The organism is Streptomyces sp. NPDC086080 (assembly GCF_044540255.1).
Taxonomy (GTDB): domain Bacteria; phylum Actinomycetota; class Actinomycetes; order Streptomycetales; family Streptomycetaceae; genus Streptomyces.
The window spans coordinates 123,618-148,792 of record NZ_JBITRU010000011.1; the positions used below are offsets into that span (position 1 = coordinate 123,618).

Annotated in this window: 16 protein-coding genes and 1 pseudogene; 7 read left to right on the top strand and 10 right to left on the bottom strand. The window is 73.2% G+C overall.

Annotation, left to right across the window (positions count from 1 at the left end; translation table 11 throughout):
• Positions 1-16: 16 nt before the first annotated feature.
• The 6 genes from ACIF9R_RS16055 to gndA all read right to left on the bottom strand — a co-directional run bounded on the left by ACIF9R_RS16055 (position 17) and on the right by gndA (position 10,026).
• Positions 17-1,639, bottom strand: coding sequence for a nitroreductase family protein (locus ACIF9R_RS16055; RefSeq protein WP_399979791.1), 1,623 nt, complete (start codon positions 1,637-1,639; stop codon positions 17-19).
• Positions 1,640-1,714: 75 nt separating this feature from the next.
• Positions 1,715-3,670, bottom strand: a complete 1,956-nt coding sequence (locus ACIF9R_RS16060) for a TOMM precursor leader peptide-binding protein (protein ID WP_399979794.1) — start codon at positions 3,668-3,670, stop codon at positions 1,715-1,717.
• Positions 3,660-5,942 carry a TOMM precursor leader peptide-binding protein gene (locus ACIF9R_RS16065; RefSeq protein WP_399979797.1) on the bottom strand — a complete coding sequence of 761 codons (2,283 nt, stop codon included), beginning with the start codon at positions 5,940-5,942 and terminating at the stop codon, positions 3,660-3,662. Before ACIF9R_RS16065 ends, ACIF9R_RS16060 begins: the two co-directional genes overlap by 11 nt.
• 97 nt (positions 5,943-6,039) lie before the next feature.
• The gene (locus ACIF9R_RS16070; RefSeq protein ID WP_399979799.1) at positions 6,040-7,923 is read right to left on the bottom strand and encodes a BTAD domain-containing putative transcriptional regulator; all 1,884 of its coding nucleotides are present in this window, start codon (positions 7,921-7,923) and stop codon (positions 6,040-6,042) included.
• Between the two features lie 338 nt (positions 7,924-8,261).
• On the bottom strand, positions 8,262-8,432 hold the full coding sequence (locus tag ACIF9R_RS16075) for a thiazolylpeptide-type bacteriocin (protein ID WP_031128743.1): 171 nt from the start codon (positions 8,430-8,432) through the stop codon (positions 8,262-8,264).
• A 154-nt stretch (positions 8,433-8,586) separates the two neighbouring features.
• Complete coding sequence (gene gndA, locus ACIF9R_RS16080; RefSeq protein ID WP_399979801.1) at positions 8,587-10,026, bottom strand: NADP-dependent phosphogluconate dehydrogenase; 1,440 nt, start codon at positions 10,024-10,026, stop codon at positions 8,587-8,589.
• Between the two features lie 441 nt (positions 10,027-10,467).
• Here gndA and ACIF9R_RS16085 point away from each other — a divergent pair, with 441 nt between their 5' ends.
• Positions 10,468-11,745, top strand: coding sequence for a transglycosylase family protein (locus ACIF9R_RS16085; RefSeq protein WP_399979803.1), 1,278 nt, complete (start codon positions 10,468-10,470; stop codon positions 11,743-11,745).
• Here ACIF9R_RS16085 and ACIF9R_RS16090 read toward each other — a convergent pair.
• Entirely contained in the window at positions 11,735-12,898 is a 1,164-nt protein-coding gene (locus ACIF9R_RS16090) for a DMT family transporter (protein ID WP_399979806.1), read from the bottom strand. The genes ACIF9R_RS16085 and ACIF9R_RS16090 overlap by 11 nt on opposite strands.
• Before the next feature lie 325 nt (positions 12,899-13,223).
• Here ACIF9R_RS16090 and glgA point away from each other — a divergent pair, with 325 nt between their 5' ends.
• The 4 genes from glgA to ACIF9R_RS16110 all read left to right on the top strand — a co-directional run bounded on the left by glgA (position 13,224) and on the right by ACIF9R_RS16110 (position 18,963).
• Entirely contained in the window at positions 13,224-14,375 is a 1,152-nt protein-coding gene (gene glgA, locus ACIF9R_RS16095) for a glycogen synthase (protein ID WP_399979809.1), read from the top strand.
• 50 nt (positions 14,376-14,425) lie between these two features.
• Positions 14,426-15,646 (top strand): glucose-1-phosphate adenylyltransferase, encoded by a 1,221-nt coding sequence (gene glgC, locus ACIF9R_RS16100; RefSeq protein WP_399979812.1) that lies wholly within the window; start codon positions 14,426-14,428, stop codon positions 15,644-15,646.
• Between the two features lie 292 nt (positions 15,647-15,938).
• The gene (locus tag ACIF9R_RS16105; RefSeq protein WP_399979815.1) at positions 15,939-17,366 is read left to right on the top strand and encodes a wax ester/triacylglycerol synthase family O-acyltransferase; all 1,428 of its coding nucleotides are present in this window, start codon (positions 15,939-15,941) and stop codon (positions 17,364-17,366) included.
• 103 nt (positions 17,367-17,469) lie between these two features.
• The gene (locus ACIF9R_RS16110) at positions 17,470-18,963 is read left to right on the top strand and encodes an SDR family NAD(P)-dependent oxidoreductase (RefSeq protein WP_399979818.1); all 1,494 of its coding nucleotides are present in this window, start codon (positions 17,470-17,472) and stop codon (positions 18,961-18,963) included.
• 22 nt (positions 18,964-18,985) lie between these two features.
• Here the strand turns inward: ACIF9R_RS16110 and ACIF9R_RS16115 are convergent, their stop codons facing one another.
• A complete protein-coding gene (locus ACIF9R_RS16115; protein WP_399979998.1) occupies positions 18,986-19,438 on the bottom strand; it encodes a hypothetical protein in 453 nt (150 codons plus the stop codon).
• Between the two features lie 469 nt (positions 19,439-19,907).
• Between ACIF9R_RS16115 and ACIF9R_RS16120 the strand changes: the two genes are divergently transcribed.
• Entirely contained in the window at positions 19,908-20,081 is a 174-nt protein-coding gene (locus tag ACIF9R_RS16120) for a hypothetical protein (protein ID WP_399979820.1), read from the top strand.
• 98 nt (positions 20,082-20,179) lie between these two features.
• Here the strand turns inward: ACIF9R_RS16120 and ACIF9R_RS16125 are convergent.
• Positions 20,180-20,404 (bottom strand): annotated as a pseudogene (locus ACIF9R_RS16125) (VOC family protein); the annotation flags it as partial.
• 159 nt (positions 20,405-20,563) lie between these two features.
• Here ACIF9R_RS16125 and ACIF9R_RS16130 point away from each other — a divergent pair.
• Positions 20,564-23,578 carry an alpha-mannosidase gene (locus tag ACIF9R_RS16130; RefSeq protein WP_399979823.1) on the top strand — a complete coding sequence of 1,005 codons (3,015 nt, stop codon included), beginning with the start codon at positions 20,564-20,566 and terminating at the stop codon, positions 23,576-23,578.
• 50 nt (positions 23,579-23,628) lie between these two features.
• Here ACIF9R_RS16130 and ACIF9R_RS16135 read toward each other — a convergent pair whose 3' ends face one another.
• Positions 23,629-25,050: a lipase maturation factor family protein gene (locus ACIF9R_RS16135; RefSeq protein WP_399979826.1), complete on the bottom strand. Its 1,422-nt coding sequence runs from the start codon at positions 25,048-25,050 to the stop codon at positions 23,629-23,631.
• Positions 25,051-25,175: the final 125 nt, after the last annotated feature.

The following is a 25,175-nucleotide window of genomic DNA, read 5'->3' on the forward strand; positions in this document are numbered from 1 at the left end:
CGATCCTCTGCGGCCGTCAGGCGATGTCGTGGCGGAAGTCGGCGGGCCCGGGCCGTTCGTGACCGAGCGCCATGATGAGCAGCGGGGCCTCGTCGCCGCCGGACAGCTCCAGCCGCTCCACGAACGAGACGTTGTCGAAGCCCAGGGCCACCCCCGCACCCAGCCCCAGGGCGGAGGCCGCCAGATAGAAGGTCTGGGACACCGCCCCCGCGGTGCCGACGGCGAGCCGGTAGCCGCGGTCGCCGACCGCGTCCAGCACGGCGGTGGTCCGCACGGTCGGCACCAGGACGGCACCGGCCTGTTCCAGGTTGTAGTTGGCCAGGAAGTAGTTCCGCTGCAGGAAGGCCCCCTGCGGGCCCTCGGCGACCAGGCGCAGGTCGCCCCGGTCGGGATCGTAGGCGTACGCGCCCGGCTCGACCCCCTCCACATGGTTGACGAAGACATACAGCCGGGCCAGCCGGATGTCGCCGGTGGGATCGGTGTCCCCGGCCAGCCGGGTCCCGGCGCAGGCGGCCAGGACCGCCGACAGGGACCCGGCGCCGACCGGGCGGCGGGCGTCGAACCTGCCGAAGCTGGAACGGCGTTCGCGCAGGGTCCGGCGCAGACCGGTGTCCGGGAAGGCGGGCGCGGGCAACGGTGTGCGGACTCCGCCGGCGCCGACGGGCAGTGCCGCGGCGGCGGTCAGCGCGCCGGGGGCAGGCCGGTCGGCGGCCCGCTCCGAGGTCGCTGCGTGCATGGCGGTCAGGGACGCGAAGTCAAGGAGCGTACGGGAGCGTTCACGGTCGCGGTGCCGTACGCGGGGCCGGTGGCGGGGGTCGGTGCGCGCGGTGTCCGGGCGGGGCGCCGGTCCGTCCCAGTGCAGCGGAACGACGGCGAACACCGTCTCCTCCTCGCCCGTCACCCCGAGGATCTCGTTCAGGGCGGGTTCGTCGAACCACAGCACCGGAGCGATCCGCAGTCCCCGGGCCGCGCCCCAGATCCGCCAGGTCTGCACCAGGGTGCCGAGGTCGGTGCAGACCACGTGGAACGAGAAGCTGTTGTACTTGAAGGAGTTCTGCCAGTACTTGACGCCGAGGATCAGATACTGGTCGCTGTCCAGCGCCTCGGCCGGCGCGTCCGGGCCCAGCGCGTCGCGGATCCGGCCGGTGACATCGCCGGCCAGCAGCCGGGTCAGCGCGTGCCGGTGGACGTCGTAGTGGTGGAGGCCGGGCAGGACGGGCGCCGAGGGGCCGGACGCCCAGTGGACGGTCATCGGGTAGAGTCCCCCGCCGCCCGCGGTGCCGCGCGACCAGTTGGCGTGGGTGTAGAACGGCAGCCCCGGCAGGTCGGAGTTGGCCTGGATGCCGAGCCGGCGCCCGGTCAGCCCGTAGGAATCCTTCAGCATCGCCGACAGCAGCGGGAGCGTGAACCCGGCTGGGCCGCCGGCGCCCCCGCCCGGAGCCCCGGCACCGGTCAACAGACCCGGCGCCACCGGGACATCGGGGAGATCCTCGGTGCCGGGCAGCGCGAACGCCTCGGCATGCGGGTAGTACTTCCCCTTGCGCGGGCCGTCGGCCCAGTTCACGACATGGTCGGTGGGCTCCATCGGAACGCGGCCCCGGTGCAGGACGGCGTGCGCGTACTCATGGGCGTACCTCATGGGACTCCCCCTCTCCTCGCTGATTCGGGCATTGCCGGGTTCTTCGTCGTTCCCCCGCCGGGGAGTGCCGGCCGGTCATGGGAACGGGTGCGGGCCGGGGTTGAGACCGGCCTCGGTCAGGTCGTCGGACCGCAGCCCCGCCTCGCGCAGCGCGGTGCGCGTCCGGGGCAGGTGCCGGGCGCGCTGGCGTGTCCAGCCGAAGTCGAGCGGCAGCAGACCGGGTACCAGCACCTTCACGGTGTGCAGGCCGAGCGCGCGCTGCTCCGGCGCGGTCTGGTCGACGACCACCACATCGAATCCCGCGGAGATCACCGCGCCGGCCGCGGCGAGCAGGTCGTCCCGGATGTCCGGGCCCAGGCCGTCGGCGCGGGACCAGCGCAGCGCGGCCACGGCCAGTGGCGCGGGGGGCGTGGGCCGGCGGAGCAGGAAGTCGGCGTGGCGGCCCATCTCCGGCACCGCGTAGACCAGCGGGTGGTCGTGCAGGCTGGTGATCTTCCCGAAGTCCCGGGCCATGGCGCGGTATCCGGCCTCGTCGCGCCGGAACCGCTGCGGCAACTGCACCGAGTCGGTGGCGATCTCGCACAGCGCCGCGGCGAGCGCCGCCTCGGGATCGAGGGCGGCGCCGGCTCCGAAGCACATCCGGGCGGGGCCGCCGTCGAAGCGTTCGGCGACCGCGGTGACCACGGGAACGGGGAAGGTGATCCGGGTGTCGAAGAACCTGGCCCGGTACCCGTACAGGGCCATCCGCTCGACCATGACCATGGTGTGCGGGTCGGTGCTGGTCGCCGGGTCGATCTCGGGCAACGGCTGCATCCCGTGCCAGGCGAGCAGGAACGCGTCCCGCTCCACGACCTCCATCAGTCCGCTCAGCACCGCCTCCTCCAGACTCCCCCCGGAGGCACAGCCGTTGGAGCTCTCCTGGACGAACCGGTGCTCGATGCCCGGCTTGTGGTAGTAGGCGAGGACTTCCGGCACCGGGCGGGGGCGGGCGTCCCGCAGCGACCAGCCCCACACCCAGGGGATCGGGCGGTCCTCGGTGAACGGCGGCACCCAGGGGTTCGCGCGGTGGAAGTCGTCCGTGTAGAGGCCGGTCTCGCGCGGGTCGACGGCGTCGGGACCGAGGTCGTCCAGGGAAGCGGTCAGGGTGACGGCGCGACCCCGGGCGCGCATCCCGGCGAAGCGCTCCAGCCCTTCCAGGAGGCCGATACGGGTACTGGCGTGATAGGTGTCGGCATGACCGCCCCAGAACGTCTCCCGCAGGTAGTCGCCGGACCGGCTGGAGAAACAGCCCACCGTGGCCGAGGTCGTCGGAGAGGTCACGTCGCACACGACCGAGGGGCCGACCGCACCCCAGTGGGGGTTGGCGAACGCGTCCACCTGGAGGCCGTAGGAGTCCAGCGGCCGGACTCTGCTGATCCCCGGCCGGTACTTCGGCGCCGGCCGCAGCTCCAGTGCGGCCGACTCGGCGGTCACCGGCAGGGGCGTGCCGCAGCCGGGGCAGTCGGGCTCCGGCACCAGCGGGAAACGGCGCACCGTCAGCCGGTCGAGGTCCACCAGCCACACGTCCGGGAACGGCCCGTCCCCCACAGGCGTGGCGGCCAGGCGGGCGATCAGCGCGGCGACCGCCTGTGCCGCGAACGGCACCCGGTACGGCCAGGGCCCCGACTCCCGTGTGCCGCCGCGCAGTTCGAGCCCCTCCCGCAGCGCGACCGACCGCACGCCCTGCCAACGGCGCCGCAGACAGCCGCCGCAGCCGGCCCGTCCGGCCACCGGCCAGGGCCCGACCGCCACCTGACGGCCGTACAGGTGCACGGGCAGCGCGGACCGTGCCGCGTCGTCGGCGGGGAGGGCGGGTTCGCTGAAGGCGTCCCGTGTCCCGAGGGCGGAGACCTTGATACGAGGGGCCGGGCGACCCGGCTCGACCGGCAGTTCGGCCAGGGCGCGGCGGACGTCCTCCTCGAAGAGGCGGCACGCCGCGCGCCGTGGTTCGACGACCGCGTCGGCGCCGGCCTCGACGGTGTCAACGGTCATCGCCGGCCGCCTCGGTGAGCGGGGTCCGTACGGTGCCGCCGGCCGCCTCGGTGAGCAGGACCCGTACGGTGTGGAGCCCGGCGGCGGGCAGATCCTGCGCGTGGGTGGGCACCACGAACGCGTCCCGTCCGGCGGCGGCCAGCCGCTCCAGGACGTCCGCCCAGGTCACCGGGCCCGGCCGCGCCGCGGAGCCGTCCGGCGCTGTGACCGGTATCAGCGCCGCGTCCAGGTCCGCCAGCAGCGGATCACCCGTGTCGGGGGCGCCCAGGACGCCCTCCGCGGCGAGCTGGACCGCGCCGAGCAGATCGCGCAGCGCGTCGGTGGCCGCGGCCGTCCGGTCGAGGGCGGCCCCGGCGGCCCACCGGCACGGCTCACCGGGGCGGTCCGGCCCGGTCCTGGCCAGCACCACCGACACACCGGTGTGCTCGGCCTCGCCCAGGTCCAGCAGTTCGACGTCCAGACCCAGATGCCCGGCGGACCGCAGCAGGAAGCCCGCCTCGGGGTCCTCGGCGAACTCGTCCGGGGCGAGCACCGTGGTGCGCCCCGTCCCGCGCACCGCGCGCCGCAGCGCGTCGTGGGAGAGTGCGGACAGCAGCCCCGCCGCCGCGGCCTCCGCCGGGCCGCCGCCCGCGCCGGCCCCGGCACGGGACGGCTCGAACCGGCGGCCGAGGTTGTCCGGACCGAAGGGCCGCACCGCGCCGGCCGGGATCCGTACCGGTTCCTTGGTCAGCAGCGACGTGCCCAGGACCCAGGCGGCAACCGCGTCGGCGCCCGAGCCCGTGGCCGTGGTCAGCCGGTCCGGGTCCACGACCGGTGCCGCGCCCCCGGCGTCCTGCGGGGCAAGGGCCCCGGGCACCACGTACTCGGCGTACACCTCGGCGGCGGCGTTGAGCGCCCGCAGCCGGGCACCCGCCGTGTGATGCACGTCGAACGCGGCGACGGTCCGCACTCCGGCAGCGCCCAGCGGCACCTCGCATGCGCCGACCTTCAGGGGTGTCTGGGTGACCGGTTCGTCGGCGAACCGGGTGAACACGCCGACCGACGGACGCATCGCGGGCGAGCGCCGGTCGAGGTCGGCGAGCGGCCCCTCGGTCGCGTCCTCCTCCGGGGCGGCGGCCACGACCGGCTGGAAGGCGGGCCGCTCCGGGGCCGCCGTCAGGTCGACGGGCTCGGGAACAGGGGGCCGGGTCCGGCACAGCGGACAGCGGGGATGAGGCAGCAGCCGCTCCGCGAGGACGTCGAACGAGGCCATGTCCTGGAGCAGGACCTGCCCCCGGGTCTCGGCCGGCAGCGCCTTGACGATCAGCCGGAACACCTCGTAGCCGAGCAGATTGCCGAGCATCGCCGCCAGCGGCCCCCGCGGCCCGGGACGGCCGTCGAGCCCCAGCGCGAGCCCGCTCCAGAGGTCGGCCGCGACCGCCGCGTCACCGCCTGCCCCCAGCCGCAGCGCCGCACACGCCACACACCCCTCGGTCTCCGCCGCACCCACCGGACCCACCACCGCCGTGGAGCCGAACGTCCAGGCGGGCAGCAGCAGACGGCCCTGAGGCACGCCCGCGCCGAGCAGCGAGACAGCGGTGCGCAGCGCGTCCCGGCCACAGGCGACGACGACCGCGCCGTACTCCTCGTACGTGCCCCAGTCGCCCGTCGTAAGGGGGCCGGTGTCCGGCAGCACCACCAGCTCGGCCGGGCTGCCCTGCGCGGTGAGCGCCGCCGCCTCCTCGCGCAGGGCGTCCGACTCCGCGCTGGTGGCGGCGCTTTCGGTGAGCGACCGCTGCACGCCGACGACGGCACAGCCGTTGCGGATCAGCGAGCGCGCGCACCACAGGGCGACAGGACCGTCCCCCAGCACGGCGACCCGGGTGGCGCGGAACGCGGCGAACCTGCCGTCTGCGTCGTCGGCGTAGTGGTCGATGTACGCGATCTGCGGTGCGAACCGGGCGGCGACCGCCGGTTCCACCGCCGGGCCGCCCGGTCCCTGCGCGGGGTCCGGCACCGGGCGGGCGAAGCCGCGGGCGTAGAGCGCCTTGACCAGGCTGCCCACCATCGCCCGCTGCGGATCCCCGAAGCCGGCGCAGATCTCCGCCACGGTCCGGCTCCCGTCCAGATGCGGCACGAGCAGCGTGGCGAACCGGTAGGCGGAGGGGGAGCCGACCTGGAAACCCCCGTCGGCGTTGTGGAAGATCACACCGCCCGGCGTCTCGGTGAACAGCACGTCGCGGCGCACCCGGGGCCGGGTGCCGGCGGTCTCCTCGTACGGTGTCATGGGCATGCGGGGTCGCACCTCCGGGTCGCGGCCGATGGCCGCTCGGTGTCAACGGGCGGTCGTTGTGGGGATGTTCGTGGCGCGGGACGCTCTCGCCCGGACTTCAGACGGCTCCCGAGGGAAGTGCGCGCCGGGCGGGTCCGGCGGTTGGCCGAGCGCCGAGCGACCGGGCGGACCGGTGCAGGGCATGAGCGCGGAACAGCGGGTTCATCCGGAGGATCCCGGGCTTCTCCTCGTCGACGAGCCCGGTGTCCAGGAGACGTTCGAGCAACTCCTCGACATGGGACTCGGGGACGTCGAGCGCGGCGGCCGCCTCCGGCGCGGTGATCCGGCCGGTGAGCCGGGCCAGCCGCAGATGCGCCTCGGCCAGCGGGGCGGGCAGCCGCTCCAGCGCCCGGTCGAGGGCCTGGGGCACGGACATCCGGATGTCGTCGGGCAGCGTCAGCCGGGCCGGGAGATCCTTGCGCAGCCACTCGGCGTAGTCGGCCAGGCCCAGCCTCGGCCGGGTCAGCAGCCGGGCCGCGACGATCCGCAGGGCCAGCGGGACGTGTCCACACAGTTCGGCGAGGGTGCGCGCGGCCGCGGCCTCCGCCGTGACGCGCCGCGTACCGAGGACGGCGGTCAGCAGGTCGTGGGAGTCCCGCGGGGACAGGGCGCCCAGCTGCAGCACCGCCGGTCCGTGCGTGGCCACCAGGGCGGCAAGACCCATACGGCTGGTCACCACGACGGCGCCGCAGTTCGTCAGATCGAGCAGCGCGCGCACCTGGTCGGGGTGCACGGCGTCGTCGAGCACCACCAGGCACGACGCGGGGTCGACATCGGCGGGGAGAGCGGCGCGCAGTGCGGCGGCCGCGTCGTCGGCGAGCCGCGGCGCACCGTCGGGTCCGGTCAGCGGCAGCAGCACCCCCACCGGGTAACGGTCCGTCACCAGGTGCGCGGCGTGCAGCGCCAGCGCGGTCTTGCCCATGCCGGGACCACCGGAGACCACCGCGATCACCGGAGCCGGGTCCGGGCTCGTCCGCGCGTCGCCCCGCAGATGCGCCACCAGGCAGGCCGTCTCGTCGCCACGCCCGGTGAAACCGGGGACACGGGGCAGCCGGGGACCCGCCGGGAGGGCCGCGACGGCGGAATCCGGGCCGGGGGAGGGAGAGCCGGAACCGTCCGCGGCCGGTGACGGCTCGGGCCCGGAGCGCGGGGTGACGGCGACCGCGGCGGCCGCCCCGGGGGTACGGGGCTCCTCGCCGCGCAGGATGGCCAGCTCCAGCCGCTGCAGCTCCGCGCCGGGATCGACACCGAGCTCGGTCCGCAGATGCGTCCGGATCCGCCGGTACTCGGCCAACGCCTCGTTCTGCCGCCCCGCCTGGTACAGCGCCCGCATCAACTGGCCGCTGAGTCCCTCGTGCTGGGGATGGGCCCGGGTGGCCTCCCAGAGGTCCACCAGGACCTCGCGACATCGCCCCTGGGCCAACTCGATCTCGCCGACCCGTTCCAGGACCCGCAGCCGTTCCTCGGCCAGCCGGGGAACCTCGTCACGGTGCAACAGGTCCGAGGGCACGTTGGCCAGAAGCGGACCCCGCCACAGACTCAGCGCGCTGCGCAGCAGGGACAGTTCGGACTCCCCGGCACCGACGGCCCGGGACACCAGGCCGCGGAAGTGCAGCAGGTCCAGGGAGTCCTCCTGCACCGGGAGGCGGTAGCCACCGGCGACCGCGACCACCGCGTGCTGTTCGATGTCGTACTTCGCGAAGAGCCGCCGCAGCCGCAGTACGCAACTCTGCAGCGCCGCCTTGGCCGTCGCCGGCTGTGCCTCTCCCCAGACGGCCTGCCGGAGACGGTCGGTCGGGACCACCTCACCGGGGCGGAGCAGCAGTGCCGCCAGCAGCGAGGTGGGTTTGGCGGCCGGAAGGACGACCGCTTCCGTTCCGTCGGTGACGGCGAGCGGGCCGAGCAACTGGAACCGCATGGAGATCCCCCGTACCTGGAACACGCGCCGGAACGAACCGTCGCCGCCGTCCTCACCCCCAGGTCACGGGGGACAGGACGGACGTGGAGGAAACCGATGTGCGGGTCGCTCATCGGCCTCTTGGCACTGGCGGTTGTCTACCTGCGTAGATATGGGCGTGTCAAGGGAGGATCCGGTAACCCGCGGTTCGACGTTCGACGCAGTGATGCATCGTCAAACACCGTATTAAGCAAGGTTGTTGCGAAATAGGCCCCCGCCCGAGGGGCTTCCGAAGAAGCGTCCCGGCGCGGGCATGCCGAGGGCCCGGCCGGCGCCCTCGGGTCGGGAGCGCCGGCCGGGCCGATGTCGCACCGGCCCCGCTGTCAGGCGGAGCAGGAGGTGGTGCTGCAGGTGGAGCTGGAGGTCGACGTGGAGCTGGTGCTGGTGCAGCCGGCCAGCACGACCTCGCTGGCGTCCGAGTAGTCGGAGATCTCGAAGGTCTCCGCCTCCAGCTCGAGGATCTCGTCGGCGAGGGTGCTCAGGTCCTTGTTCATGGTGTCTCCCGAAGGTCTCAGGGCCGCCGTGACCGGCGGCCGCGGCGTGCGGCGGAACCATTCCAGCGCCCCGCGCTCACCGTTCGGCATGCGTTCCGCTGGCACATCGCTGGCATGCGCCGCCGGCGGAACGGAGCCACCCCGGACACGTCCGCTACTGCGCCACCTCCGACCGGTCGCCGCCCCACAGCGTGTGGAACGAGCCGTCGCGGTCCGTACGCCGGTAGGTGTGCGCGCCGAAGTAGTCGCGCTGCCCCTGGGTGAGCGCGGCCGGCAGGCGCTCCGCGCGCAACGCGTCGTAGTAGGCGAGGGCCGCCGCGAAACCGGGGGTCGGCACGCCCTGCCGGGTCGCCGCGATCAGTACCTCGCGCCAGTCCTCCTGCGCCTGGGCGATCTCCCGCGCGAACGTCTCGTCGGACAGCAGGCTCGGCAGGTCCGCCCGCGCGTCGTAGGCGGCGCGGATCCGGTCGAGGAACGCCGCCCGGATGATGCAGCCGCCGCGCCAGATCGCCGAGACCGCGCCGAGGTCGATGTCCCAGCCGTACTCCTCGCTGCCGGCGGCGACCTCGTGGAAGCCCTGCGTGTACGACACGATCTTCGACGCGTACAGCGCCTGCTCCACCCGGTCGGCGAACGCCGCCGCCTCCGCCTCGCCCATCGGCGTGGCCTTCGGCCCGGCCAGCCCGCGTGAGGCCGCACGCAGTGCCGCGTGGCCGGAGAGCGAGCGGGCGAAGACGGCCTCGGCGATCCCGGACACCGGCACGCCCAGGTCGAGAGCGATCTGCACGGTCCAGCGCCCCGTGCCCTTCTGCTCCGCCTGGTCCACCACGACGTCCACGAACGGCTTGCCCGTGGCCGCGTCCACGTGCGACAGCACCTCGGCCGTGATCTCGATCAGGTACGAGTCCAGCCGGCCGGTGTTCCAGGTCCGGAAGATCTCCGCGATCCGCGCGGGCGCGTACCCGGCGACATCGCGCAACAACTGGTAGGCCTCACCGATCAGCTGCATGTCGGCGTACTCGATGCCGTTGTGCACCATCTTCACGAAGTGCCCGGCACCGTCCGGGCCGACGTGCGCGACGCACGGGGAGCCGTCCTGCGCCTTCGCGGAGATCTTCTCCAGCATCGGGCCGAGCGAGTCGTACGACTCCTTCGGGCCGCCCGGCATGATGCTCGGCCCGTGCAACGCGCCCTCCTCGCCGCCGGAGACGCCCATGCCGACGAAGTGGATGCCCTGCTCGCGCAGCGCCCGCTCCCGGCGGCGGGTGTCGGCGAAGTGGGCGTTGCCACCATCGATGATCATGTCGCCGGGTTCCAGCAGCGGGGCGAACTCCTCGATCACCGCGTCCGTCGGCTCCCCGGCCTTCACCATGACGACCAGCCGCCGCGGCCGCTCCAGCGCCGTGACGAACTCCTTGGCCGTCTCGGCCGCCACGAAGCTTCCCTCGCTCCCGAACTCCTCCACCAGCGCGTGCGTGCGCGCCGCCGTCCGGTTGTGCACGGCGACCGTGTAGCCGTTGCGGGCGAAATTGCGCGCGAGGTTGCGGCCCATGACCGCGAGCCCGGTGACGCCGATCTGCGCTGAACTGCTCATAGGGGTGGCTCCTAGTGACCTTGCTATCGGTACTGCCGGTGCGCCGGTGCTGCCGGTCGGCGCCCGTCAGTCCTGCCATCGACCATCCTGACGTGCCGCACTTGCGTGTGCATGCGCGGGTCGCTCGGACACCGCGCAGGCACATACGAGCGAAGACACCCGTCGTACTCAGCGCCGTACCCGGCATCCCCGCCCGGCATCCCCGCCCGGCATCCCCGCCCGGCATCCCCGCCCGGCGCGCCCGCCCGGCGCACACGTCCGCGTGCGCCCCGCGGTCGGGCGCACGCGTCCGCGCACCCGCCCCCGCGGGCGCCAAGGGGGGGCGCAACGGGCGAAAACTCCCGGCCGACCGGCGCATCCGTGCGGCCGATAGCCGCCTTGTCACGGCTGGTTCGCAGCGCTTACTTTTGCCCCTCCTGACGCATTGTCGAGGGGGATTCCATGGCCGTGCGCGGCCGGCACCGCCGGTATCAGCCGAACAGGATCAACCGGGCCTCGCTCACCGTCACCGCGGGCGGTGCCGGGATGGCGCTCCCGCTCATGGGCACCGCCCAGGCCGCCGACGTGGAGACCTGGAACAAGGTCGCCGCCTGTGAGTCCACCGGCAACTGGGACATCAACACGGGCAACGGGTACTACGGCGGGCTCCAGTTCAGCCAGTCCACCTGGGAGGCGTTCGGCGGCGCCCGGTACGCGCCGCGTGCGGATCTGGCCACCAAGGATCAGCAGATCGCCGTGGCCGAGAAGGTCCTCGACGGACAGGGCCCCGGCGCCTGGCCGGTCTGTTCGGTACGGGCCGGGCTGACCCGGGGCGGCGACACCCCCGACATCCAGCCGGCCACCGCCAGGAAGTCCGACGGCAAGAAGAGCGAGAAGAGCGAGAAGCGCGAGAGCGAGCAGAGTACGGGCAGGAAGTCCGCCCGGCCGTCCGTCGAGGACGTCAAACCGCACACCACGCCCCAGTCCCGCGCCGGCCGCGCCGAGATGTACACCGTGGTCCGCGGCGACACCCTCTCCGGCATCGCGGAGGACGAACGGCTCCGGACCGGCTGGCGGGGACTCTACGACGCCAACCGCTCGACCATCGGCGCCGATCCCGACTTCATCGTGCCCGGCCAGCGCCTCACCCTGCCGGACGGCGCGGCGAAGGCCCCCGCGCGTCCGGCGAAGCCGGCGGAGAAGAAATCGGCCACGCCGAGCGAGAAGCGCACGGACAGGAAAGCGGCCGAGAAGCCCGGGAAGCAGCCGGACAAGCCCGGGAAGCAGGCCGAGAAGCGCACCGAGGACCGTGCCGACCGTTCCACCAAGACCGGCGGCGAGCGGGTCGCGCCCGTCAGCGCCCCCCTCGGCACGCCGTATCACAAGGCGGGTTCCTCCTGGTCGAAGGGCTATCACACCGGCGTGGACTTCCCCGTCCCCACCGGTACGACCGTGAAGTCGGTCGGGGCGGGCACGGTCGTGAGCGCGGGCTGGGAGGGCTCGTTCGGCTACCAGGTCGTGGTCCGGCACGCGGACGGACGCTTCAGCCAGTACGCGCACCTGTCGGCGATCTCCGTGAGGAGCGGCCAGTCCGTCGGCGCGGGTCAGCGCATCGGGCGCTCCGGTTCCACCGGGAACAGCTCGGGCCCGCATCTGCACTTCGAGGTGCGGACGGGGCCCGGCTTCGGATCGGACATCGACCCCGTGGCCTACCTGCGGGCGGGAGGGGTCAGGATGTGACGCGGGACCGGTGCCGGTCCACCGCCGGCACTGGTACGTACGGGCCACCGTAGAAGGGCGCGTACGTCACCACCGGCACCAGGGCTTGCTCCGGGACGGCCGCCCGGCCGCCCGCCGACGGGACGGGGAGCACCGGAAGCCGTACGTCCCCGGGAAGCGTGAGTCCGGCCAGCAGCAGCTCGGCGGGGTCCGGCGTGGTCCGCCCGCCGGGCTCCGCCCCCGGCCGTACGGCGGGAACCGACTCGGACCGGACGGCGGGAACCGCCCCGGACTCCGGTACGCGGACCCCGGCGTCGGCCGCCCGGGCCACCTCCCGCTGCTCGCGTGCCAGCCGCTCCGTCGTGAGCAGGATCAGCCCGCCGGCCGCCACCACGCCACAGCTCAGTGCGAGCGCCGTGCCCGTCGTGCCGTAGCGGAAGGTCTCGCCGAACATCGTGATGCCGACCGCGGCCGCCACCACCGGGTTCACCACCGTCAGCGTGGCCAGCGGCGCCGCGAGGCCGGCCCCGCGGTAGGAGGCCTGGGACAACAGCATGCCGGCCGTGGCCAGGACGCCGATCACCGTCAGGGACGGCAGGTCCGCCGCCGAGATCCCGCCGGTCCAGTCGACCGCCACGGTCTTGGTGAAGACGGAGGACATACCGAACGCGACACCGGACGCGGTGGCCAGCAGGATGCTGCGCACCGCGGGATGCCGGTGCACGGCCCGGGCCGCGATGATCAGTGCCACGATCGCACCGGCCGTCGCCAGCGCCGCCGCCACCCGCTGCGGGGTGTCCAGCGACCGCGCGTCGGCCGAGCCGACCAGGGAGAGCAGGCCCGCGAGGCCCGCCGTCGCCATGATGGCACCCCGCCACGCGGTCGCCCCGGCCTTGCGGCCGACGAACAGCGCGGCCATGGGCAGCGCGAACACGATGGTCAGCGCGCCCAGCGGCTGTACGAGGCTCAGCGGGCCGTAGGCGAGCGCCACCACGTGGAGCAGACCGCCGAGGCCGTTGAGCGCGACCGCCGCCCACCAGCCCGGCCGGCGCAGCGGCGCGTACTGCTGCGTGCCGGGGGAGGACACCGCGACCTGCTCCTGCACGATCGCTCCGCCGGCGTACGCCACGGCCGAGACGAATGAGAGCAGCACGGACAACGCAAGGGCGCTCATCGGCTGCTCCTCTGCGTGGGACCGGAGCGGTGGACCCGGCGCGGCGAACGGTCGGCTTTCATACCCAACACGATGCCGTCTCGGGCTGTTCCCGTCGTCGTCCCTGAGCACCCAATGAGTCCTACTGCCGATGGAGTACGACGACCGCCCCGTCATCCCCTGGGTGGGTGCCTCGCGAGGAAGGGCCCTTGGTTGCTCCCCCTAGGGGGCCTGCGCGGGAGGCCCGGCCACCGCTCTGTTGCCTCGTACGGCCGCCCCGCTCTTCCCCACGCGCCCCATCTGGGTGACCATGAGGACAACGTCCGCTCAGACAGGGGGTTCACGGGTGCGAGTGGGACTGCTGACCAGGGAGTACCCCCCGGACGTGTACGGCGGCGCGGGCGTCCATGTGGAGTTCCTCGCCCGGGAGCTGAGGCCCCTGGTGGACCTGGAGGTGCACTGCTGGGGCGAGGGCCGGACGGACGGCGTGCTGCGCCACCGCCCCTGGTCCACGCTCGACGGCTCCAACGACGCGCTGCGCACCTTCGCCGTGGATCTCGCCATGGCCGCCGCCCTGCAGGGCCGTGAGCTCGTCCACTCCCACACCTGGTACGCCAACCTCGGCGGCCACCTCGCCAAGCTGCTGTACGGCATCCCGCACGTGATGACCGCCCACTCCCTGGAGCCGCTGCGCCCCTGGAAGGCGGAGCAGCTCGGGGGCGGCTACGCGCTGTCGAGCTGGGCCGAGCGCACCGCCGTCGAGGCCGCCGACGCGGTGATCGCCGTGTCGGCGGCCATGCGCGAGGACATCCTCGGCTGCTACCCGGCCCTCGACCCCGGCCGGGTGCACATCGTGCACAACGGGATCGATACCGCCCTGTACCGCCCCGACCCCGGCATCGACGCCCTGGACCGGATCGGCCTGGACCGCTCCCGCCCGTACGTGCTGTTCGTCGGCCGGATCACCCGGCAGAAGGGCGTGCCCCATCTGCTGCGGGCGGTGCGCGGCATCGACCCGGCCGCGCAGGTCGTGCTGTGCGCCGGCGCGCCCGACACGCCGGAGATCGACCGGGAATTCCGCGAGCTGTACGAGGAGCTCGGCCGGGTCCGCGAGGGGGTGCACTGGATTCCGCAGATGCTGCCGCGCCCGGAGGTGATCCAGCTGCTGACCCACGCCGCCGTGTTCGTGTGCCCCTCGGTGTACGAGCCGCTCGGCATCGTCAATCTGGAGGCCATGGCGTGCGGCACCGCGGTGGTCGCCTCCCGGGTCGGCGGTATCCCGGAGGTCGTGGCGGACGGCTCCACGGGGGTACTCGTGGACGCGGACGACGACTTCGAGGCGGGCCTCGCGCGGGCACTCGACTCGGTCCTCGGCGACCCGGCCACGGCGCGGCGGATGGGGGAGGCGGGACGGGAGCGCGCGGTCACCGAGTTCGGCTGGGACGCGGTGGCCCGGCGCACGGCCGGTCTCTACGAGGAGATCCTCAAACAGGCTTAGCCCCGTCCGTCCGGGGCAGTCTTGGGAAAATCGGCGTGAGGGGAGCGGCCATGCGTCGTGGTGGTCCTTCGGTCCTGGGAATCGTGCTGGCCGGCGGGGAGGGCAAGCGCCTGATGCCCCTCACGGCGGACCGTGCCAAACCGGCGGTCACCTTCGGCGGCACGTACCGCCTGGTCGACTTCGTGCTGTCCAACCTGGTCAACGGCGACATCCTGCGTGTCTGTGTGCTCACCCAGTACAAGTCGCACTCGCTGGACCGGCACATCACCACCACCTGGCGGATGTCCAGCCTGCTCGGCAACTACGTCACCCCGGTCCCCGCGCAGCAGCGCCTGGGCCCGCGCTGGTACCTGGGCAGCGCCGACGCCATCCTGCAGTCGCTGAACCTGGTCCACGACGAACAGCCCGAGTACGTGGCCGTGTTCGGCGCCGACCACGTGTACCGCATGGACCCGCGCCAGATGCTGGCCCAGCACATCGAGAGCGGCGCCGGGGTCACGGTGGCCGGGATAAGGGTGCCGCGCTCGGAGTCCTCCGCCTTCGGAGTGATCACCCCGGGGTCGGACGGGCGGAGCGTGGAGCGCTTCCTGGAGAAGCCGGCCGATCCTCCGGGCCTCGCCGACGATCCCGAGTGCGTGTTCGCCTCCATGGGCAACTACCTCTTCACCACCAAGGCGCTCGTCGAGGCCCTGCACCGGGACGCCGAGGACGAGAACTCGGTGCACGACATGGGCGGTTCGATCCTGCCCCAGCTCACCGAGCGGGGCGAGGCCCACCTGTACGACTTCAGCTCCAACCACGTGCCGGGCGAGACCAGCCGCGACCAGGGCTACTGGCGGGACGTGGGCACGCTGGACGCGTACTACGAGGCGCACATGGATCTGATCGCCGAGCGCCCCGCCTTCAACCTCTACAACCGGCAGTGGCCGGTCTACACCCACTCCGGCCAGCTCTCCCCGGCCCGTTTCAACGCGGGCGGCATGGCCAGTGAGTCGATCATCAGTGCCGGCTGTCTGATCCGGGGCCAGGTCACGCGGTCCGTGCTGTCGCCGGGTGTGGTGGTGGATCCGGGGGCCGTGGTGCAGGGGTCGATCCTGCACGACAACGTGCACGTGGGACGGGGCGCGGTGGTGCGCGGGGCCGTCCTCGACAAGAACGTCGAGGTGCCGCCGGGCGCGACCATCGGGGTCAATCCGGAGCGGGACGCCGACCTGTACACGGTGTCCAAGGGCGGCGTGATCGCGCTGGGCAAGGGACAGCGGGTGTCGTAGCCGCGGGGGGGGGTGTGCGGACTCCGGCGTGTCGCGGCGGCGGCGTGCGCGCACTCCGCGAGACCGAGCGGTACCCCCCCCGGCGGGCCGCGCCCGCACGGGTGACGTCCGTCACCCGTGGAACGGCGTGCGCGCCACCGTGGACCCGTCCGTCCGCCGCGCCGCGGTACCGGCGGGAGGAGCGGAAACGTCACATGCTGTTAACTATGTGTAGCCAGATCGTACTTGACCGTAATCGGTCGAGAGCGATTGACTGCTGATCCGTTCCCGTCGTCCACGCGAGGCTTCTCCCATGACCGCAGGCCCGCTCGCCCCTCTCGACCTGGCGTTCTGGAACATCGAGTCCGCCGGTCACCCGATGCACCTCGCGGCGCTCGGTGTCTTCTCCGCCGGTTCGCCCTCCGCGGCGGCCCACGCGGCGGACCTGCTGGCCTCCCGGGCCGCCGCCGTGCCCGGACTGCGGATGCGCATCCGGGACACCTGGCAGCCGCTCGGCCTGAGGCAGTCGCTGTCGGCGCTGCGCAGGCCGTGGCCGGGTCCCGGCGCACCCCTCACCGCCGCGTTCCGGCAGCCCTTCGCCTCCGCGGTGCGCCGGTCGCTCGCCTTCGGCGGCGCCACCCGGGAGACCGACCCGGGCTTCGACCCCCTCGACCACGTCCGGCTGCACCCGCCGGCCGCCGACTTCCACACCGCGGCCGGCCGGCTCATGGGCCGCCCGCTGCAACGCACCCGGCCCCCCTGGGAGGCCCATGTGCTGCCGGGGGAGGACGGTGTCTCCTTCGCCGTCCTGTTCAAGTTCCACCACGCCCTCGCCGACGGACTGCGCGCCCTCACCCTGGCCGCCGCGCTGATGGATCCGATGGACCTCCCCACGCCCCGGCCCCGACCCACCGCACCCCCGCGCGGACTGCTCCCCGATGTGCGCGAGGTGCCGGGCCTGGTCCGGGACGCCCTGTCCGACGCGGGCCGGGCCCTGGACATCGGCGCCGCCGTCGCCCGCTCCACCCTCGACATGCGCTCCTCGCCCGCGCTGAGCTGTGCGCCCAGCGGCACCCGCCGCACCGCCGGCGTGGTGATCGACCTCGACGACGTGCACCGCATCCGCAAGAGCGCGGGCGGCACCGTCAACGACGTCACCATCGCGGTCGTCGCCGGCGCGCTGCGCCGCTGGCTCGACGAGCGCGGCGACGGCAGCGAGGGAGTCGCCCCGCGTGCCCTCATCCCCGTCTCCCGGCGCCGTCCGCGCACCGCCCATCCGCAGGGCAACCGGCTCTCCGGGTACCTGATGAGGCTGCCCGTCGACGAGCGCGACCCGCTGGCCCGGCTCACCCGGGTGCGCACCGCCATGGACCGCAACAAGGACGCGGGGCCGCACCGGGGCGCGGGCGCGGTCGCCCTGCTCGCCGACCATGTGCCGCCGCTCGGCCACCGGCTCGGCGGACCGCTGCTGGGCCAGGCGGCCCGGCTCTGGTTCGACGTCCTGGTCACCAGCGTGCCGCTGCCCGGCTTCGGGCTGAGGCTCGGCGGCGACCCGCTCGGCGCCGTGTTCCCGCTCGCGCCGCTGGCCCCCGGCCACTCCCTCGCGGTCGCGGTGTCCACCTACCGGGGGCGCGTCCACTACGGCCTGGTCGCCGACGGTGCGGCCGTCCCGGACCTCGACCGCCTGGCCTGCGCGCTGACCGCGGAGGTGACGACGCTGGCCGCCGTCTGCGATCACTGAGAGACGCTGTTTGGTGCCGCGGCCCGTCGCTGAAGTAAAATCCGGCGTTCGACAGCGGATGCGAACGGAGCGCCGCGACAGCAGAGCGGGAACGGCAGCGGCGATGACGGTGACACAGGACGGCCCCGGGGCCACGGACGCGGTGGCGCACGGGCCCGGCATCGACCCGGAGCGGCTCGCCGTCTGCCTCGGTGTGCTCGAGGAACTCGACAAGCTCGACGTCGACCACCCGGACGCGATCCTGGTCCGCCGGGCCACCTCGCACATCTACCGCACGGTCAAGCAGCGCCGGCGCCAGGAGCGCCGGGCCGCCAAGACGGCCCACGACAAGGCCGTCACCGAGGCCACCGCCACCGGCTCCGCCGAGCGCATCGACGACGAGACCGAGGGCATCCTGCCCTCCTCCCGCGTGGAGCCGGGCCGGATCGCGGGGATACTCCAGCGCCCGCGCTCCTGCTACACCTGCAAGACCCGCTACGTCGAGGTCGACTACTTCTACCACCAGCTCTGCCCGGGGTGCGCCGCCGAGAACCGGGCCCGGCGCGACGCGCGCGCCGACCTCACCGGCAAGCGGGCACTGCTCACCGGAGGGCGCGCCAAGATCGGCATGTACATCGCGCTGCGGCTGCTGCGCGACGGTGCCCACACCACGATCACCACACGCTTCCCCAAGGACGCCATCCGCCGTTTCAAGGCCATGGACGACTCCGCGGACTGGCTGCACCGCCTGGAGGTCGTCGGCATCGACCTGCGCGACCCGGGTCAGGCCGTCGCGCTGGCCGACCAGGTCGCGGAGCAGGGCCCGCTCGACATCCTGATCAACAACGCCACCCAGACCGTGCGCCGGCTGCCCTCCGCCTACGCCGCGCTCGTCGAGGGCGAGAGCGCGCCGCTGCCGGCCGGTGAGCTGCCCTCCCACCACGTCATCGGCGCCTTCAACTCCGGCGCGGTCGACGGACTGACCGCGCTGCCGGTCGGGGTCAGCGGACTCGACGCGCAGAAGGTGGCCGACCTCGCCCTGGTCGCGGGCAACGCCAGCGTGGACCGGCACCGTGACGGCACGGCCATCGACGCGGGCGGCCTGGTCCCGGACGTCGTGGACTCCAACACCTGGGTCCAGACCATCGAGCAGATCTCCCCGGTGGAGCTGCTGGAGACCCAGCTGTGCAACTACACGGCGCCGTTCATTCTGATCAGCGCGCTGCGTCCGGCCATGGCCGAGGCCGCGCGCCGTGCGTCCACGGGACGCGCCTATGTCGTCAACGTCTCCGCGATGGAGGGTGTGTTCGACCGCGGCTACAAGGGCGCCGGGCACCCCAACACCAACGCGGCCAAGGCCGCCATCAACATGGTGACGCGGACCAGCGCGCAGGAAATGTTCGACACCGACCGCATCCTGATGACCTCGGTCGACACCGGCTGGATCACCGACGAACGCCCCCACTTCGACAAGCTGCGTCTCGCCGACGCCGGCTTCCACGCCCCGCTCGACCTGGTGGACGGCGCGGCCCGCGTCTACGACCCGATCGTGCGCGGCGAGGCGGGCGAAGACCTGTACGGCGTCTTCCTGAAGGACTACGCGCCCGGCCGGTGGTGACCGCGGCGGCCCGCGTGGGCCGTCAGTCGACCATGCCCAGCCGCGCGTTGCGCGCGGCCAGCAGTTCCAGCACGGTGCGCCAGTCCTCCAGTACACCGGCGTCGAAACAGGCCGTGCGGGCCTCCTCGTCCGCCGTGCGCAGGGCGAGGAGATCGTCCCCGGCCGGCAGGTCGTGCCGGGGACGGTGGCGGATCAGCCCGGCGACGCGCTCGCCGAGCAGCTCCCGCACCGCGTCCGCCGCCCGGTCGGCGTCCGCCGCGGGTTCGCCGGGCCCCAGCAGCCGGCCGACGGGCCGCACCAGGCCGGCCACCTGAAGCTCCTTGTCCGCGGGCCGGCCCCGGCGCAGCAGCGCGGCGGTCCGCAGGGCGTGCTCATGCGCGTCGACCGTGGGGCGGCCGCGGCCGCCCCGGTCGTCCCGCGTGCCCCGGCACGCCCGCAGCAGGTCCATCAGCTCCTCGACGGTGCGCAGTTCCATGCGCCGGTCCTCCCGGGAGACAGCCGTTGCCGTGCGGCAGCACACCATGGCGAGCTTGCGGGCCGGCCAACGGGATCTGAACTGCGCCATGACCACACGTCCATGTCGGAAACGCCGAGGCCCATGTACTCCGATCGAGTGAAGGGAGACGCCGTACTCCTGCCGAATTTGCCCTACATTGAGGCTGATTGCGTACGCCTTGTCGCATGATTGTTACCTGCTGTTTCGAGCCCCATCGAGCGGGGGTCCGCTCATTTGGTTACCCTGAGGCGGACGGACAGCAGCAAGGGTCCTACCCGCACCCACGGTCCGTCTGGGACAGCCGGTTCACGACGGCCCGCTCTTCCCCGAGTTACCGGCGCCACCGCGTCCGAACGGCATGCGACTCAGACCCGAGCGGACGTCAGACGCCAGGCGCAGGGCCTACGCCAGTACGTCCCCAGGGTGACCGACACATAAGGAGTGCGCGGTGACACCGGAGCAGACGAAAAGCGAACAGCGCCCCAAGGAACGCCCCGAGCGTCCCGGCCGCCGGCCCGGGGAGCTCGGGAGCCTCGAGGTGTGGGCCCGGTCGGCCCCGATCCGCCTGGCCGGCTACGAGGACGACCTCGCCGAGCCGCACATCCTCCCCAGCGTCGACTGACACAGGGGCACGCGCCGCCGCCGGCGAGAACCGCGCCCGGGACCCGGGGACCTCCGAGGAGGCCGCCCGGGTCCAGCGGATTGCGCCGCCGGACGTCACCGCTCCTCCGGCACGAGGACCGCGTAGTGCTGGGACCGGACCGGCTCGTCCCGCTTCTCGTAGTGGTCGAGGGTCACGCCGTTGCCCAGGTCGACCGGGAGGAACGGGCCGGAGGGGGCGCCGACCTCAAGCCCCAGGATCCCGGCGAGGAACCCGGCGGAGGTCCGGCGGGCGCTGGCGTGGACGGCGGTGTGGTTGAGCTCGATGTGCGGTGCTTCGGGTATGGCTGGACATGTCTCCGGTCTCGGTTTCCACGGGGTGGGTCCGCGCGAGGGGCGCGGGACGACGCCGCACACCGAGCCGCTCGCTGGTTCGAACGGGTGCGCCCCGGGGGAGTGGTACCCGTGGTGTGACCACCCGCCCTCAACCATGGAGCGCCCCGCATGCATGACGACCGCACCCTGGTCGAAGCCCGCCTCAGGCGCGTCCTCGACGAGCGCGTCCGCCCCGCCGTGTACCCCGAGTCCGTGCCCCTCGAGGTCGCGGTGTGGCACGCACCCGGAGAACCCGTCCCCGTCGCCGAGGGCCTCGCGGCCGAACCCCGGCCCGTCGAGGTGGGCACCCGCTGGGGCGCCCCCTGGGGGACCAGCTGGTTCCGGGTCACCGGGGCCGTCCCCGAGGCCTGGGCCGGGAAGACCGTGGAGGCCGTCCTCGACCTCGGCTTCGACGAGAACATGCCCGGTTTCCAGTGCGAGGGACTGGTGTACCGGCCCGACGGCACCCCCGTGAAGGGTCTCAACCCCCGCAACCAGTGGGTGCGGATCGCCGCGCCCGCCCGGGGCGGGGAGGAGGTGCGCCTGCACATCGAGGCCGCCTCCAACCCCGTCGTCCTGGACTACCACCCCTTCCGGCCGACCCGGCTCGGCGACAGGGACACGGCCGGCAGCGAGCCGCAGTACCGGCTGGCCCGCATGGACCTCGCCGTGTTCGACGAGGGCGTGTGGCAGCTGGTGATCGACCTCGAGGTGCTCGGCGAGCTGATGGCCGAGCTGCCGGCCGACGCGCCCCGCCGCTGGGAGATCCTGCGCGCGGTGGACCGGGCCCTGGACGCCGTCGACCTCCAGGACGTGAACGGCACGGCCGCGCAGGCCCGTTCGTGTCTCACCGCCGTGCTGTCCGCGCCCGCCGTCCCCTCCGCGCACCGCATCAGCGCCGTCGGCCACGCGCACATCGACTCGGCGTGGCTGTGGCCACTGCGCGAGACCGTGCGCAAGGTCGCCCGTACGACCGCCAACATGACCGCCCTGCTCGACGACGAGCCGGACTTCGTCTTCGCCATGTCGCAGGCCCAGCAGTGGGCGTGGGTGAAGGAACACCGGCCCGAGGTGTGGGCGAGGGTGAAGAAGGCGGTCGCCGGCGGGCGGTTCGTGCCGGCCGGGGGCATGTGGGTGGAGTCGGACACCAATATGCCCGGTTCGGAGGCGATGGCCCGGCAGTTCGTGCACGGCAAACGGTTCTTCCTCGACGAGTTCGGCGTGGAGAACGACGAGGCGTGGCTGCCGGACACCTTCGGATTCGCGGCCGGACTGCCCCAGATCATCAAGGCCGCGGGCGCCAAGTACCTGCTGACGCAGAAGATCTCCTGGTCACGGACGAACACCTTTCCGCACCACACCTTCCGCTGGGAGGGTGTCGACGGCACCCGGATCTTCACCCACTTCCCGCCCGTCGACACCTACAACTGCTCCATGAAGGGCAGCGAGATCGCCCACGCGGTCCGCAACTTCAGGGACAAGGGCGCGGCCCGCCACTCCCTCGCGCCCACCGGATGGGGCGACGGGGGAGGCGGCACCACCCGCGAGATGATCGCCAGGGCGGCCCGGCTCCGGGACCTGGAGGGCTCGGCGACGGTCACCTGGGAGACACCGTCCGCGTTCTTCGCGAAGGCCGAGGCCGAGTATCCCGAACCGCCCGTCTGGGTCGGCGAGCTCTACCTCGAACTGCACCGTGCCACCCTCACCAGCCAGGCCGGCACCAAACAGGGCAACCGCCGCAGCGAACACCTGCTGCGCGAGGCCGAACTGTGGGCGGCCACGGCCGCCGTCCGCACCGGATTCCCCTACCCCTACGAGGAGTTGGACCGGATCTGGAAGACGGTGCTGCTGCACCAGTTCCATGACATCCTGCCCGGCTCCTCCATCGCCTGGGTGCATCGAGAGGCCCGCGCCACCTACGCCCGGATCGCCGGAGAACTGAACGGTCTCATCGACTCGGCCCAGCGCGCCCTGGCCGGAGAGGGGACGGTCCCGCTGGTCTTCAACGCGGCCCCGCACGCCCGCTCGGGCGTTCCGGCGGGCGGTGCGCGTCCGGCCGTGCGCGAAGGCCGAACGGGCGTCGAGGCCCGCCCCGGCGGCGGGCACATCCTCGACAACGGCCTGCTCCGGATCGAGGTCGACGCCCGCGGCCTGCTGGTCTCCGCCCATGACATCGAGGCGGACCGGGAGACCATCGCCCCGGGACGCGCCGGCAACCTCCTCCAGCTCCATCCGGACCTGCCGAACATGTGGGACGCCTGGGACGTCGACGCGTTCTACCGCAACACGGTCACCGATCTGACCGACGCGGACGAGGTGGCGGCCGGCCGGGACGGCGCCTCGGTACGCGTCGTCCGCTCCTTCGGGACGTCCCGGGTCGTCCAGATGCTGTCGCTGCCGCCGGGGGAGCGACGTCTTGTGGTGGACACCGAGGTCGACTGGCACGAGACGGAGAAGTTCCTCAAGCTCGCCTTCCCGCTCGACCTGCGCACCGAACGCTACGCGTCCGAGACGCAGTTCGGGCACTTCTTCCGCCCCACCCACACCAACACCTCATGGGAGGCGGCCAAGTTCGAGGCGTGCAACCACCGCTTCGTCCACCTCCAGGAACCGGGGTGGGGCGCCGCACTCGTCAACGACTCGACGTACGGCCACGACGTGGCCCGCACGGTCCGCGGCGACGGCGGTACGACCACGACGGTCCGGCTCTCCCTGCTGCGCGCCCCGCGCTTCCCCGACCCCGAGACGGACCAGGGCGTGCACCGCTTCCGGCACGCGCTGGTGCCGGGCGCGTCCATCGGTGACGCGGTGCGCGAGGGCTGGCGGGTCAATCTGCCCGAGCGGCGGCTCACCGGCGCCGCCGAGGTCGCCCCGCTGGTGACCGTCGCTCCGGACGCGGTCGTGGTCACGGCGGTCAAGCTGGCCGACGACGGCAGCGGTGACGTCGTCGTCCGCTTCCACGAGGCGCACGGCGCCCGCGCCCGCGCCACCCTCACCACCGGGTTCGCGGCCGCCGGCGTCGAGGTGACCGACCTGCTGGAACGTCCGCTCGCGGACGCGGAGGCGCCTCCGCTCGCGGGCGACCGGATCACCGTACGTCTGCGTCCCTTCGAACTGATGACGCTGCGGTTCAAGCGGCACTGACCCGGTCGCCCACCCGCGTCCACCGCCTGTGAAACGCCCGCGACCCGGGCCTACGGCCCCTGATCCGTCCCCGTCAGCCGGGTCGGCGGCCAGAACTCCCGTACGTAGGTCCGCTTCCAGTACGCACCCGTCTCCCGCAGCTCCCGCCAGGTCGTGTAGCGGTAGCGGAAGAGGCGGGCGCGGATGTGCCGGGGCGGCGTGTCCGCGGGGAACGGGGAGCGGCGCAGCAGTCCCAGGGTGGCCCGGTCGTTCTCCAGCAGACGCTCCACCAGCACCCCGAACCACGGACCGGCGTAGGCGGGCGACAGCGCGGCGAACCACATCAGCCAGTCGAGCCGCAGATGGTACGGCGCGAACTGGCGCGGCCGGCGCCGCGGATCACCCGGCTTGCCCTTGAACTCGTACTCCCGCCAGTCGCCGTCCTCCCGGGGCACCTCGTCCGCCGTGCCCTCCACCACCACCTCGTAGCGGATCCGGCTGACGCTGCCGAACGCCCCGTAGGTGTTGACCAGGTGCAGCGGGTCGAAGGAGCGGTTCATCACCTGGCGGCGGGAGAGCATGTTGCGCACCGGCTGCCAGGAGAGACCGAGCAGCAGCGCGGACACCGCCAGCACGACCACGACGTACCACAGCGGCGCCCCGGGCACCGGGGGCGGATCCGCCGGGAACGCGATCACCGGCAGGGCCAGCCCGATGGTGAGCCAGTTCAGCCACGCGAAGTTGCCGGACAGCACCAGCCACAGCTGGGTGACGATCATCAGCGCGGCGGCGGCCGAGGCCACCGGCTGGGGAGCGAACAGCAGGAACGGCACGACCAGCTGGGTGACATGGTTCGCCGCCACCTCGATCCGGTGCAGCGGCTTCGGCAGATGGTGGAAGAACCAGCTCAGCGGCCCCGGCATCGGCTGCGTCTCGTGATGGTGGTCCAGACAGGTCAGCTTCCGCCAGCACGCGTCGCCGCGCATCTTGATCAGCCCCGCGCCGAACTCCACCCGGAAGAGGACCCACCGCAGCAGGAACAGCACCACGACCGGCGGCGCCACCTCGTCGTTGCCGAGGAACACGGCGAGGAATCCGACCTCCAGCAGCAGCGACTCCCAGCCGAACGAGTACCAGGTCTGCCCCACATTGACGATCGACAGATACAGCGCCCACGGCACCAGCCACAGCAGCATCCCGCCCCACAGCGGAAGCAGTGAGTCCAGCCCCGCGAGCAGCGCCGCCGACACCGCACAGCCCGTCCAGGCGCACACCGCGAAGAACCGGTCCGAGTAGTACCGGTGGAACAGGCTCGGAGACCGGCGCGCCGGCACCCGCTCCACGAAACGCGGCACCGGCAGCATGCCGCGCTCCCCGATCAGCGCGCGGAACTGCAGCGCCGCCGTCAGGAACGCCACCAGATACAGCCCGGCCAGCGCCCGCTGGAAGACGAGCCGGCTCAGCCAGTACTCGGATGCGGCGAACCACTCCACGGACCCGTGCTCCTTCCACCGTCGTCCCGCCCGTGCTCTGCGACTCTCCGTATACCACCGTGCGGAGCCGGGAACCCGTGTGCGGAAGCGGACGCCGGGGAACGTCCAGCGGTCGAAGAATCGCG